Annotated in this window: 8 protein-coding genes; 5 read left to right on the top strand and 3 right to left on the bottom strand. The window is 66.7% G+C overall.

The annotated features are described in order from the left end of the window. Positions 1–20: 20 nt before the first annotated feature. On the bottom strand, positions 21–3857 hold the full coding sequence (locus ABFD92_13810) for a PQQ-binding-like beta-propeller repeat protein (protein MEN6505614.1): 3837 nt from the start codon (positions 3855–3857) through the stop codon (positions 21–23). Between the two features lie 257 nt (positions 3858–4114). Here ABFD92_13810 and ABFD92_13805 point away from each other — a divergent pair, with 257 nt between their 5' ends. From ABFD92_13805 to ABFD92_13790, 4 genes are all read left to right on the top strand, one after another. Beyond that, a complete protein-coding gene (locus ABFD92_13805; GenBank protein MEN6505613.1) occupies positions 4115–5371 on the top strand; it encodes an alpha-L-fucosidase in 1257 nt (418 codons plus the stop codon). Positions 5372–5628: 257 nt separating this feature from the next. Continuing rightward, complete coding sequence (locus ABFD92_13800) at positions 5629–6639, top strand: zinc-binding dehydrogenase (protein MEN6505612.1); 1011 nt, start codon at positions 5629–5631, stop codon at positions 6637–6639. A gap of 150 nt (positions 6640–6789) precedes the next feature. Beyond that, entirely contained in the window at positions 6790–7818 is a 1029-nt protein-coding gene (locus ABFD92_13795) for a Gfo/Idh/MocA family oxidoreductase (GenBank protein MEN6505611.1), read from the top strand. Positions 7819–7924: 106 nt separating this feature from the next. Further along, positions 7925–8890: a hypothetical protein gene (locus ABFD92_13790; protein ID MEN6505610.1), complete on the top strand. Its 966-nt coding sequence runs from the start codon at positions 7925–7927 to the stop codon at positions 8888–8890. A gap of 276 nt (positions 8891–9166) precedes the next feature. Here the strand turns inward: ABFD92_13790 and ABFD92_13785 are convergent, their stop codons facing one another. Together ABFD92_13785 and ABFD92_13780 are read right to left on the bottom strand one after the other, a co-directional pair. Continuing rightward, on the bottom strand, positions 9167–10204 hold the full coding sequence (locus ABFD92_13785; protein ID MEN6505609.1) for an AI-2E family transporter: 1038 nt from the start codon (positions 10202–10204) through the stop codon (positions 9167–9169). Between the two features lie 81 nt (positions 10205–10285). Further along, positions 10286–11137 (bottom strand): substrate-binding domain-containing protein, encoded by an 852-nt coding sequence (locus ABFD92_13780; GenBank protein ID MEN6505608.1) that lies wholly within the window; start codon positions 11135–11137, stop codon positions 10286–10288. Between the two features lie 160 nt (positions 11138–11297). Between ABFD92_13780 and ABFD92_13775 the strand changes: the two genes are divergently transcribed. Further along, on the top strand, positions 11298–14144 hold the full coding sequence (locus ABFD92_13775; GenBank protein MEN6505607.1) for a PQQ-binding-like beta-propeller repeat protein: 2847 nt from the start codon (positions 11298–11300) through the stop codon (positions 14142–14144). Positions 14145–14268: the final 124 nt, after the last annotated feature.

Genomic DNA, 14268 nt, shown 5'->3' with positions numbered 1-14268 from the left:
GGATCTAGGATCTTCTTCTATCACTCAGCCACAACTTCCACGCCGCACAGCAGCGGCTGGCCTTTCGTCGCTTCAAGGCCGATCGACAACTCGCCGCCGGCCTGGATGCCTTTGAACTCCTTGACCAGCCCCTTGCGGCGGCCGCCAGTTTCCTTCGCGATGTCCAGCGCGGCAAGAACTTTCTTGCCCTGCAGGCTCACGTCGATCACGCGCTGGCCGGGGGCGATGTCCTGGGGCTCGGCGAAGTAAAGCCGCACGGTGTACGCCCGCTGCACCCCGCCCAGCGGCAAGGTGATGCTGTCCACACCCTGCACGCCCGAGGCGCAGATCATCGAAACGCCAGAGCCCTTGTCGTCCCAGGCCTGCGGGCTCTCGTTGAACAGCCCGCCGCCGCGGCGCGGCAGCTTGACCCCCAGGCCGAACTTCAAAATCAGCGAGTCGCTGTAATCGATGCGCGGGATCAGCGTCATCGTCGGCCGCGGGTACGCCAGCCACAGCACGCCGTTGGCGTCGCGCCGGTCGCCGGGGGCGCCGAAGTTGATCGCCAGATGTTTCACCGGGGTCATCGCCCCGGCCGCCGAGAAGATGCCCCACAACCGCTGCGAGGCGGCGGGCTTGAATACCACCGTCGTCTGCACGCCGTACGGGCACGCGCACCCGTTGCTGCCCTCGGGAATCGCCAGCACGCCCCCTGCCGCGACGGCATTGATCCAGCACGCCAGGCGCTGTCCGCCGAAGTGCGCGGTCCCAAAATCCGACTCCAGGTCATACAGGGCGATGCTGCCCGAGCGGAAGGTCAGCATGTGGTTCGCTGCCGAGACGGCCCCGCAGTGATGACCCGGGCGGCAGAATTGCCAGGGGCTCTCGACGCCGGTCACCGGGTGCTTGCGCATGATCTGCTTGCCGGTCTTGAGATCGTGCGCCCACGGTTCGGCGATCACCATGTCCCCCACGATCAGCGGGCGGCTGCGGTAGCCCTTGCGGCCGGACCAGAGCCTCTTGCCGTCGGCGGCCGACAGGGCGATGAGGCTGCGGCGGTCGAACTCGCCGCGGACGAACTGCGTCCAGAAGTGCCCGTTCCAAGGTTGACCGCACAGCAGCACCACGCCGTTGCTGGCCTGGACGATCAGGTCGCCGCCGACGATGGTTCCGAAGACGCCCAGCGGCCGCCCGCGCACGTTGTGCCGCCCGACGCTGACGGTCTCCGAAAGATACTGCGGGCTCTGCCAGAGTTCCTTGCCCGTTGCCGCGTCGAGCGCAACGACGCGCCGCACGTCGGCCGAAGTGTCGCCGCGCCGGTCGGGCGCGGGCGCCTTGGTCACGTCTTGGGTGGCCTGGGCGATCTGCTCGGCCGTCACGCCGCGGTCCACAAAGAACAGCTTGCCCTCGGCAATGCACACGTTATCCGGATTCGCCCGCACGACGCTGCGCTGCCAGAGCAGCTTGCCGCCGGCGACGTCGTAGGCGAATATCAAGTCCGCCTCGCGCAGGCTGCCGCGCGTGCCGTACAACACGCCGCCACTGCAGCCGACGTAGCCCCAGACGGGCGCCGCCTGCCCCTTGGGCACCTCCCCGCCGCCGGGCAGTGCGAATGTCGCCAGCGTCTTGCCCGTGGCTGCATCGAGTCGCAGGCAGGAAGCGCCCTGTGCGATAAAGATGTTATCCGCATCCGCGACATACCCGCCGGGGATCCCGTCGATCAGCGGATGCCGCGGGAAATCGGGCAGCTTTCTCGACCACAGGAACAGACCGTTATACACGTCGTACGCGGCCAGCGAGTCCGGACCGGGCACCAGCAGCCGCCCGCCCACGCTCAGCGGCGAGGCCGCAAACTCATGGCGATTGGGCACCTGGGCCGGTCCCGGCGGGCCGAACCACAGCACGCTCATGGGCCCGCGCACCAGGTCGTCGCCGCTGCAGGCGGTGTTGGCCATATTGCCGTACTGCGCCGACCACGCCCCCGCCCCGGGCAGTTCGCCGCGGATGGCACGCTCGTACAGGCCGACCTTCTCGACCTTCAGCTTCGTCTGCCCCAGCGCGTCGCCGCCGGCGACATACGCCCGCCCGCCACAAGGCTTGAGCGTGCGCAGAATTTCCTGCGGCCCAATCGCCGCGCCGTCGCTGACGATCAGATTGGCGAAATAATCGGGCATGGGAACCTGCGCGGGCGCGGCGACACGCACGATCACGCGACCGTACAGTCCCGCATCTGTCAACGCCGCCCGCGCATCGGCGGCGGATTTCTCGTCGACCGCGATCATGTAAATGGTCAACTCGCTCGCCCGCGCCAGGGCGACGGCGAAATCGGCGCTGACTCCCGCAACCAGCGCGAAACCGCGCGTGGGCGCACCGTCAGTAACAATCTGCGAGACAGCTTGCTGGGATGCATCCCCGCCTTTCGCGGGCGCTTGCGCCGCCGGCGCCTTCTGCGGCGCCGCTGCGCTTGCGAAGCAATGCACGCTGCCTTTGTCGGTGCTGACGTACAGCCGCCCGCCCGCCACCGCCAACCCCCGCGCCCGACCGTGTACCTTCGCCGACCAGGCTTTCTTGCCATCGGCGGCCCCGACGGCGAAAACCTCATCCCCATCGGCAATGAACGCCCAGTCCGGCGTGGCGATAATCGCGTCGTCTGCCTTGCAGGGGAAATGCCACAGCGTCAGTTGGTCGAAATCCGTCTTCAACTTCTCCAGCACGCCTTTAAACTCGACCTGCTGTTTCTCGAACTTCGCCACGTCGGCCGTCTTGCCGGCCTTGCGGGCCTGCTCGATCTGCCCGGGCAGGGCATCGAGTGCCTGGCGGTACACGTCGTGCGTGTTGGGCAGGCCGATGGCCTTGGTCCAGCGGGCGCGGTCGGTGGCGAAGGCCTCCATCCCGTTGAGCGAAAAGAAGCGGTCGGCCCCCACCGCCAGCGGCCGCGAGCCCTCGCCCGGCATGCGCTGCTGACGCCCTTCGCCATAGGCATTCTTGCCGTTGGCCAGGTTCCAGGCGAATATCTGCTCGGCAGCCGTGATGACCGTCCCGCCGTCAAGCACGTTGTTCGTGCCGCCGGCCAGGCCGTTGACGCGCCAGATCACCGGCTGAAACTGCAGCTCTCCGCCGGCGCGGTCGAAGACCATCGGCATCGTCCGCCCCGTCGGGAACACGAGCCGGTCGGCCGACGCCAGCAGATACCCCTGCGGCGAGCGGTTGGCCTGGCCGCCGTCGGTGAAGGAATTATTCACCCAGAGCTGCTTGCCCGTGTTGGCATCGACCGCGTAGACGAAGCAGCCCTCTGCCGGAAATATCCCCGCGCCGAAATACGCCGCGCCGCCCACGACCACCACGCCGGTGCGCACCGGCCACAACGACGTGACCTTGCCCGCGCCGACGACGGTCTGCGTTTCGGGCGCTGCCTGGAAGCGCCAGAGCTCTTTGCCGCTCTGGGCGTCGAGGCAGTACACGTACCCGTCGTCGCTGCCGGCGTAGAGCTTGCCGCCGGCAACCGTCGGGGCCATCCGCACCGGCCCGTCGGTGTAGAACTGCCAGACGATGTTCCCGCCAGCCGCGTCGATGGCGTAAATCTTGTTCTCGCTCGATGAACCGAAGAACACTTTGCCCCCCGCCGCCGCCACGTGAAACGCGTCGTCGAACCGCATCCGCGGGCGCTCGAGCGAACCTTCGATGGCTTCGGCGGGCGGGTCCGACCACGCCGGCGACGGCGCCAGGGCCGATGCGAACACCCAGTGCTCCACCAGCGGCATCGCGACCTTGTCAGCCGTGAAGCCCGACCGCTGGGCGTCATGGCGGTATGTCGGCCAGTCTTCCGCCCGGGCCGCACCGGCCAGGGCAACGAGCACGGCGATCGTCAACCATCGCATCGGAACCTCGCATTCGTCTGGGGCAAAAGGGCTGGCGCCACTGCAGCGTTTCTTCACCCAGATATAACACATTCGTGCCGCAAGACGTTCGACGAAACTCCGGGCGGGAAAGCTGCGGCCGAGGCACTTGCGCCGGACATCGCGTGCCTGCGACAACTTTCCCCCATGGACGTTGCACCTCCGCCGGATGACCCTTCTTGACACGACCGCCCGCGGCGGTACACTCATCGCCTGCCTTAACGCTGAGAGGAGCGTCGATGACCGATTCCGTTCTGCCCACGCCGCGTCAGCTTGAGTTCCACAACTGGGAGCTGGGCCTGTTCCTGCACTTCGGAGTGCGGACCTTCAACGAAGGACACCTCGACTGGGACGACAAACCCATGTCGGCCGACAGCTTCATGCCCACGCAGTTCGACCCGCGCCAATGGGCCGCGGTGGCCAGACAGGCCGGCATGAAGTACGCCGTCCTGACGGCCAAGCACCACGACGGCTTCGCCAACTGGCCCTCGAAATGTACCGAGTTTTCCGTCGCCTCCAGCCCGTGGAAGAACGGGCGCGGCGATGTGATCGCCGAGTACATGGAAGCGTTCCGCGCGGAGGGATTGGCCGTGGGCTTGTACTACTCACCCGCGCAGTGGACCGGCGGCAAGTTTAAGGCCGACCCCAAAGCCTACGATGATTTCTTCCTCAAGCAGGTCAGCGAGCTCATGGGCGGGCAGTACGGGCAGATCGACCTGGTGTGGTTCGACGGCTGCGGCAGCGACGGCCACCAGTACGATTGGCCGCGCCTGATCGGCGAGATGCGGCGCATGCAGCCCAATCTGCTGATCTTCAACATGGGCGACCCTGACATGCGCTGGATCGGCAACGAGGAAGGCTTCGCGCCGCTGCCGGTGTGGAACACGCTCAATCTCCAGGACGTCCCCGGCGACCCGACGATGCGCCTTGCGGGCAACGAATTACGCTATCTGCCCGCCGAGTGCGACTGCCGCCTGCGCGGGTACAACTGGTTCTATAGCGACAAGGACGAGCACACCGTCAAGCCCCTGGACGTGCTGATGGGCATGTATTACTGCTCGGTCGGGCGCGGGTGCAACCTGCTGATCAACGTCGGCCCCGACCGCCGCGGCCTGCTGCCCGACGCGGACGCCAACCGCCTGATCGAGTTTGGGGCGGAAGTCCGCCGGCGCTTCGGCACGCCTGTCGCCACGCTCAAGGACTTCGAGCAGACCGAGCCCAACGTCTGGTCGTTCAAGATCAACGGCCTGGTCGACGTTGATCATGCGATCATCCAGGAAGACCTCGCGCACGGCCAGCACGTCAAGCGCTTTCGTATCGAGTTCCCCGTGCCGCCGGGCATCCCGCTGTACGAAGGCCAGACCATCGGCCACAAGGCCATCTGCCAGTTCCCCCTCGTGCGGCGCAACAAAATGATCTTCCGCGTGCTCGAGGCCGACGGCCCCGTGCGGCTGCGCAGTCTGGAACTGCACGATAGTCGTATGAAGCAGTTGTGAGTGGTGAGTGGTGAGTGGTGAGTGGTGAGTAGAGGGTGGCATGGCGACACGCAGTTTCATCGCGGGTCGCCATGGATGGGTAGATGGATGGATGAGTGGATGGGTGGCATGGCGACACGCAGTTTCATCGCGGGTCGCCATGGGCCCGCGGTAGGGATGGATGGATGGATGGATGGATGGATGGATGAATGGATGAATGGATGTTGTTCGTCCTCGTCCTCGTCGTCGTCGGTTTTTTCTTTTCAAAGGCATAAGAGATGAAAGTCGCAGCCATCACCGGTCCCAGGCAGTGCAGCCTGGTTGACAAACCCGATCCCAGGCCCGCCGGCGATATCGTGGTCGTCAAGGTCCACGCGGCCCCCATGTGTACCGAGTACAAGGCTTATGCCGCCGGATGGGGCGGCGACTGCCTCGGCCACGAGGCCGCCGGCGAAGTCGTGCAGGTCGCCCAGCCGGGCAAGGTCAGCGTCGGCGACCGAGTCGTCGTCATGCCCCTCTCGCCCTGCGGCCAGTGCCCGCACTGCCTGGCCGGGCAGTACATCCACTGCCAGAGCGGGATCGACCCGGTGGCCCTGACCGGCTCCGGCGCGGGCAACGCCACGTACGCCCAGTACCTGCTCAAGAGCGACTGGATGCTCCTGCCGATCCCCGAGGGCATGAGCTACGACCACGCGTCGATGGCCTGCTGCGGGATCGGCCCGACGTTCGGCGCTATGCAGCGCATGAACGCCGGCGCCTTCGACACGGTGCTGATCACCGGCCTGGGCCCCGTCGGCCTGGGCGGCGTGATCAACGCCGTCTATTGCGGCGCCAAGGTCATCGCCGTCGACACCAACCCCTATCGCGCCAACCTGGCCAGGAAGCTTGGCGCCGCGGCGGTCGTCGATCCGTCTAAAGATGACGCCCTGCAGCAGATCCTCGACCTCAGCGGCGGCGGGATCGACAAGGCCGTCGACTGCTCCGGCGTTCCGCAGGCCCAGCGCCTGATGATCGACGCCCTCAAACGCCGCGGCCAGGCGTGCTTCGTCGGCGAGGCCGGCGACCTGACCATCCGCATCAGCAACGACATGATCCGCAAGGGCATCAGCCTGCACGGCCAGTGGCACTGGAGCATGGCCGACGCCCCGCTGATCATGAAACTGATCGCCGACAGCACCGACAAGCTCAACACGCTCATCACCCACACCTTCCCGATGTCAGACGTAGGCAAGGCGTGGGAACTGCAGTTGACCGGCCAGTGCGGCAAGATTGTGCTGCACCCCTGGTAACGGGTGGCATGGCGACACGCGCAGCGGGTCGCCATGGGCGCGATGCTATGGAATAGTGGAATGATGGAATGTTGGGGCGCTGACTAAGCAGTTGTCTTTCGTCCTCGTCCTCGTCCTCGTCGTCGGTTTTCTCTTTTTAAGGAAAGCAAGATGTACAAAGCAGCAGTAATCGGATGCGGCGGCCGCGCCCGCGACCATGTCCGCGCGTACGAAACCATCCCCAACGCCAAGGTCGTCGCCTGCTGCGCCCCCACGCCCAACCGCCGCGATGCCTTCGCGAAAGACTTCGGCATCAAGGCCTACGCCGACGCCGCCGAGATGCTCGCCAAAGAGAAGCCCGATATCGTCCACATCGTCACGTGGCCGAACATCCGCGTCGAGATGATGACCATCGTCTCCGACGCCAACGTGCCGCTATGCACGGTGGAAAAACCCGTCGCCACGGCCGTGCCCGACTGGCGGGCCCTGTGCGAACTCCAGGCCCGGACCAAGACCAAGTTCGCCGTCTGCCACCAGACGCGATGGAACGAGCATCTGGAAACCTGCCGCCGCGCCGTGGCGAGCGGGCGACTGGGCAAGCCGCTGCACGTACACCTCTCTGCCGGGATGAACATCGCCGGCCAGGGCACGCACACGCTCAACTACGGTCTGAGCCTGGTGGGCGACCCTGCCGTGACGGAAGTGTTCGGCAACGCCTGGGGCTGGGACGTACACGACACCGGCCACCCCGCCCCGCAGGCCACCGTCGCCCAGCTCTCGCTGGAGAACGGCATCAAGGCCCTGTGGACCAGCGGGCCGGTCAGCCCCGTCTGCCGCGACCCCAACACCACCTATCAGCACGTGCGCGGCGGAGCGTACTGCGAGAACGGCCGCGTCGAGTGGCAGCAGTTCGGCAAGTGGGAAATCGTCGCCGGCGACAAGACCGAAAGCGGCCTGTGCTACGTCGACGGCGCCCAGTTCGGCGCCAACTGGATCGTCGAGCAGACCGCCTTCCACAAGGCGATGTTCGCCTGGCTCGAGACCGGCACGCCGGCCGGCACGAACCTCAAGCGTTCGCTGCACGAGTGGGCGGTGGTGCTGGCGCTCTACCAAAGCGCCCTGGAACGCCGCCCCATCGCGATGAAAGATTTCGATCCGCCGGCCGATCTGGTCGAGCGATACAAGCAGACGCTGCCTTGAAGCGATGTATGGATGGATGGATGGCGCGATTGGTTTCTCGTCCTCGTCGTCGTCCTCGTCCTCGTCCTCGGTTTTTCCAGTTGTTAGATGAAGAAGGAATCGACCAGTGAAAACGATGAACACCGACTGGTTCAGCGCCGCCAAGTGGGGCGTCTTCTGCCACTACTCGCCCGAGCCGGGCTTCGCCTCCTGGAACGAGCAGATCGACCGCTTCGACGTGGGCGGCCTGGTCGAGCAGCTCGTCGAGGCGCAGGCGAAGTACTTCTTCATCACCCTCACGCACGGGCACGGCAAGTTCATGGGCCCCTGCCGCGCACTTGATGAGCTGCTGGAGACTTCGCCGGCCGAGAGCTACTGCTCGAAGCGCGACCTGATCGCCGACATCGCCGACGCGCTGGCGCCGCACGACATCCGCATGATGGCGTACATTCCCGCCTGCGGGATCGGCGACGCGTACATGCTCAAGAAGCTCCGCTGGATCGACGGCCAGACCCTCGGCTGGGGCGTCGAGGGCAACGCCGTCCGCCCCGCCCGCCGGCCGGTCGAGTTCATGCAGAACTGGGAAGCCGTCATCCGCGAGTTCTCGCTTCGCTGGGGCAAGAAGGTGCATGGCTGGTGGGTCGACGCCTGCTACTGGCCCGAGCACATCTACCGCAGCGACACCGAGCCCAACTACAAGAGCCTCGTCGCCGCCCTCAAGGCCGGCAATCCGGATTCGATCGTCGCCCTCAACGGCGGGCTGGAGACGCCCATCCTGACGCACAGCGAGTACGAGGACTTCACCGCCGGCGAAGTCGGCCACCTGCTGCCCCTGGGCACGCGGATGACCGACGGCCAGCTCCGCCAGGTAACCCGCTTCATCGACGCCGCGCAGTATCACATCCTCACGCACCTGGGCGCCTTCTGGGGCCGCTCGCCCCTGCGCTTTCCCACCGAGCTGGTCATCGGCTACACCAAGTACCTGAATGACCGCGGCGCCGTCATCACCTGGGACACCGGCATCGAACCCAACGGCCACCTCCAGGCCGACGGCCTGGAGCAACTCACGGCGTTAGGCAACGCCACGCGCTAACGGAACCGCGAGCCGGGCTCGTAGCACGGGCGTCTCGCCCGTGAGTAGCATGGGCGTCTCGCCCATGCCTCATGCACGCCGTCGTCGATAATTGAAATCGCCGACGACAGTGATTCGGCATTGAGCCGCCCACAGGTCCTGACGATTCGCAGTATCGGACCCACGCCATGAGTGGCGGCGGCTCAGGCGTCATCACCCTGCGGGCCCTTGACCCATCCCAACCGCTGAAGAAGATAGCCGCCATCACGCATCGCCCCCAATATGATCGCCCCGCACCTATGCCGCCCCGCGCGGGGGTTTCTCCAGCGCGCCTTCGACATAGAGTCTGCGCACCAGGACGATCAGGCAGGCCATGATCGGCGTGGCCAGCATCACGCCCAGCACGCCCCATAGAGCGCCGAAAACCACCTGAGCGATCAGGATCAGCGCCGGCGGCAGCGAGACCGCCCGCTTCTGCACCCATGGCGTCAGGAGGTATCCGTCGGCGAGGTTGACTCCCATGTATAGAATCCCGACATACACGCCGTGCCACAAGCTGACCGTCAGGGCCAGCAGAACCGCCGGCACGGCCGATACCAGCGGGCCAATATTCGGCACGAAGCCCAGCAGGCCCGCCAGCAGTCCCAAAGTCACCGGCAGTGGAATCCCCAGCGCCCATAAGCCCAACGTCGTCGCCAGCCCCACGGCCGTCATCGAAACCAGCCGCCCCAGCAGCCAGCGGCGCAGCGTGGTGGCAAGACTCTCCAAAAGGTCCCCGGCCTCCTGTCGCCGCGACGGCGGAACCAGGCGCACCACGCCCTGGCTGTACTGCCCCGGCCCGACCGCAAGGTAAATGGCGATAAAGAACACGAACACCATCGAGCCGATCACGCCCAGCGCCGACGCCAGCAGACCTGCGGCCTTGACCGCGTACTGTCCGGCCTGCTCGGCGACGCTGCTAGTGACGCCGAAGACGCTGTCGGCTATTCCCGGCGCATTGTCCTGCAGGCTCCGGTAGGCGTTTTCCAGTTCTTCGGCCAACACCGCGCCCTGATTGGCGATGTTAGGCCCGATCCAGAACCCCACGCCGACGATCAAGGCCGCCAACGCGACCAGGCAGCCCGCCAGGCTCCACCCGACCGGCCAATGGAACGTGCGCGAAACGACCAGCGCCAAGCCGCGCAGCGACGTGCCCAGCAGGACCCCGGCGAAGGTCAGCAGAAGGACCTGTGCGGCCGCATGGACCACCGCCAGGACCACGACGACCAGCGCCGCCACCGCCCATAGAATCAGAGCCGTCCGCGCCGAAACCGAAGATTGTGAATTGCCGCCCATGCCGATCCCCCACTGGACCCATGCCGCCGCGCCGTCCGGTTATTCTATCCTCGACGCGGGATGCCAAACCGGCCTGTGGGGTTACTCGAACTTCCTGGCATAGTCGGCGTCGTTGTAGAGCCCTTCGCCGTAGCGATCTCTGCCGAACTCGCGGATGGTCTTCTGCGCCTTTTCGCAGGCCAGGAAGTCCAGAAACTCTGCGGCTGGGCTCTGGGCCGATCCGGGCTGTGCCGGCTGACGGTAGGCGTGGTAGACGTTGACGATGAAGGGGTCGCCCTTGAGGACAATCTTGAGGTTCGCGGCCCGGTCCCGGCAGGCGATCCACGTGCTGCTGTCGGTCAAGAAGTAGCCCCGTTCGTCGTTGGCCCGCATCAACGAGGCGATCATGAAGGACTTCGTAGGCACGTACCAGTCGCCGGCCGGCACGATGCGGGTCTTCTGCCAGATCGCCATCTCTTTCTTATGCGTGCCGGAGTTGTCGGCCCGAGAGAAGAATTTCGCTCGCGACCGGGCGATTCTCGCAAAAGCCTCAGCCACACTGTTGGTGGATTGAACCTTGGCCGGGTCCTCGTGCGGACCGACCAGGTAGAACTCATTGGACCCGATCAAGGTCCGATGAACTGCCCAGCCTTCGCTGACAGCCTTCTTCTCCTCCGCCGGGCCGTGGACCATGACGACGTCGGCCTTGCGGTCGTGAAGCAACCGCAGCGAATCGCCGGTACCGGCCTTTCGCCAGCAAACCGCAACGTCATTGTCCTTTGAAAACTCCTCGGCGAGCACTTTGAGCAGGCCCAGTTCACCGGGGCTTCCGGTTGCCACGACCAACTGCCGCGAGCCATTGCCATAAGTTGCATCAAATTCCTTCGGAGCCCGCGCGGCACAGCCGTTCAGCATCAGCATCAGCAGCACAATCGCGCATAATCCATTGCTCATGAGAGACCTTTCGTAATGAGGCAATCGCGACGACACACGTTTATACTGTCGACGCGGCAGCGGTGGGACATTTTCCTCGGCGGCTTGACAGGGAGCCCGGCGGCGATACTCTTTAGATAAGGTCCAACATGAACATCATCATCCGCAAGAGGTTCTCCTGATGTACCGACGGATCGCAGCGCTATCGTGGGCCGGGGTGCTGATCCTGGCAGTTTTGCCTGTCAAAGCCTCGGGCGCCGAAACGGCCAAGGCCGTGCTGTCGGACCCGGACATCAGGCAGGGTCTGTGCGTGCTGGTGGGCATCGACGACGCCGCAGCCGCGGTCGAGATCGCCCGGGGCGGCAACTACCTCGTCCAGGGACTGGCCGGCGGCGACGCGGCGGTGGCGAAGCTGCGCGCGGCGGCTACGGCCCGCAAGCTCCACGGGTGCGTCTCCTTTGATCGCCTCAACGGCGGGCGGCTGCCCTATGCCGACAGCCTGGTCAACGTGCTGGTGGTCGAGCGCGCGGGCGAGGTGAGCGTAGCCGAGATGCACCGCGTGCTGGCCCCCTACGGAACGCTCCTGCTGCGGCAAGGGGCGGCGCCGGGCACAGTGGCGGCGGTCAAAGCCGGCGGCTTCCCCCAGGCCGAGCCGGCAGCCGCATGGGTCCGGGCGGTCAAGCCCTGGCCTGGGGGGATGGACGAGTGGCCCCAGCGTCGCCACGACGCGTCTCGCAACCCCGTCAGTGCGGACAGGCACGTCGCGCCGCCGGTGTCGCTGCGGTGGCTGACCGGGCCGGCGCACCGCCAGCGGGCGGGGGCGGTCCTCAGCGGCGGCGGGCGCAACTTCTACCCCGGCGAGTACATCCGCGACGCCTTTAACGGCCTGCCGATCCGCCCCCAGCAGTACCGCCTGGAAGTCAGCGCGGTCGCCGGCGGGCTGCTTTACACGCCCGGGGCCGACGGCGTGCTGGCGGCGGTAGACGCCGTCAGCGGCAAGGTCCTGCGGACCTATCCGCCGATCAAGAACATCAAGGACCTTCTCCTCGTCGACGGCAAGCTCTTCTTCGCCGGCGAGCAGGGCCTGGGGTGCGTCGAGGCCGCCGACGGCAAACTCCTCTGGCAGCGCGGGCGGGAGAAGCCGGTGCTGGTGCTCGTCAGCGGCGAGGGCAAGGTCTTCTGCCAGGATGCCGCGCAGGCGGTCTTCGCGGTGGATGCAGCCGACGGACGCGAGTTGTGGACGCTGGTCGACAAGGTCTTCGGTCAACCGGCCGACAAGGTCCCCGGCGGGCTGCTGTTCTACCACCAGGGACTGATCCTGTGCAAACAGGACCGGGCGATGTTCCGCGCCTATGCGGCCAAAGACGGCGCCAAGGTCTGGGAGTATCCCCGCATGACGATTGGTTTTCATCCCGTGGCCGCCGGCGGGCTGATCTGGCTTGGATACTCAGGAGCCGTGGACGGGCTCGATGTCGCCAGCGGCCAGAAGCAGCGTACCAGCGCGTGCCCGTCGGCGATGTGTTCGATCGGCGGGGCCGCGACGGAGCAGTACCTCATCGGCGGTCTGCCGATGGGATTTTCGAGCACCCGCACGGGCGAGTTGACGCCGGTGCGGTTCGGGCGCAACGGCTGCAGGACCGACCCGGCGACGCTGGTGGGCAACGCGTTGACGTACATCTATCCCAAGTCCTGCGTCTGTTACGCCCAGGTGCGGGGATACGCCGCGTTTTCCTCGCAGGCGGTGGCGGTCGACGAGTCGCCGCTGGAAAGCGGCCCAGCCTTCGCCGCCGCGGCGGGGGCGGGCGCCGACGAGCCCTGGCCGACGTTTCGCCGCGACGGCTCGCGCAGCGGCGTCACGCACGAAGGCATTACCCTGCCGCTGGCCGTGCGATGGCAGGCCCAGCTCGAGGACCAGGCCCCGCCGCAGTGGCTCGTGCGCGACTGGAGCGAGAACCCCTTCAACGGCGGACGCCTGACGCCGCCGGTGGTCGGCGGGGGAACGGTCGTCGTGGCCCTGCGCGACTCGCACCGCGTCGCCGCCGTGGACGCCCGAACCGGTCAGACGCGATGGACATTCACCGCCGGCGGACGGATCCACATGCCCCCAACCATCGCCGCCGGCCGGTGCGTCTTCGGCTGCGCTGACGGATACGTCTATGCCCTGGCTTTGACAGATGGCACGCTGGCGTGGCGCCGCCGCGTGGCGCCGGCCGAGATGCGCATCGTCGCCCAAGGCCAACTCGAATCGCCCTGGCCGGCGCCCGGCGGCGTCCTGGTGCGGGACGGGCGGGTGATCGTTGCCGCCGGACGCCACAGCGGTCTGCAGCCGGGCATGATCGCCATGGCGCTGGGTCTGACCGACGGGCAGGTGCTCTGGCGCACGCCCTGGAGCGCGGAAGGGCTCACCGGCCTCGCCGCACGCGATTGCGAAGCGGATGTTCCCGTCAGCGTCGGCAGCGCTGTCCGCCTGGGCCACACCGCATGGCTGCTCGACGCGGGCACCGGCCGGAGGGTTGCGATGAAGGATCTGCCGGCGGCAACGGCCATCTCCACGGTCAAAGGTGGTTTTCTGGATGTCAGTTGGAGCCAGCCTGCCGGTCCGGGGCGACACGGCAGCGGCCAGCAGGTCGTCCAGCTTGAGCGGCAGGAGACCTCCGAGGCTCGCGGCCCCAAGGGTCGCCTGGCGCTGCTCGACGGGCAGGGAGCCATCGTCTTCCGCGACGGTGCTCGGCGCGGCGAGGCGTCCGTGGCGGCCTTCACGCTGGACGAGGCGCCGCGTTGGACGATTCCCGCCCCGGGCGGGTTCACCCCCACGGCGATGATCGCGGCGGGCGATGCCGTCATCGCCGCCGGGACGCAGGCCGGCGTGAACGTTCTGTGGGTCGCCTCGATGTCCCATCGCAAGGAGATCGCCCGTGTGGAACTGCCGGCCCCTCCCGTGACGGAAGGTCTGGCCGCGGCCTATGGCAACGTCTACGTGGCCCTGGCCGACGGGCGCTTGCTGTGCCTGGGGGCAGCGAAGGACTAGCCCGGATATTTCACCGCGGAGATCGCAGAGGCCGCAGAGGTATTTTGAGCGAAAAGACTTACAGAAAACTAGCGAAGCGGGGCGCATGGACAGTCTGTTTTTCAGATTAACGCCGACGGCGACG

The sequence above is a fragment of the Planctomycetaceae bacterium genome, from assembly GCA_039680605.1.
GTDB lineage: Bacteria > Planctomycetota > Phycisphaerae > SM23-33 > SM23-33 > JAJFUU01.
Note: the sequence above shows the minus strand (reverse complement) of the source record. Positions and strands in the feature narration are given on the sequence as shown.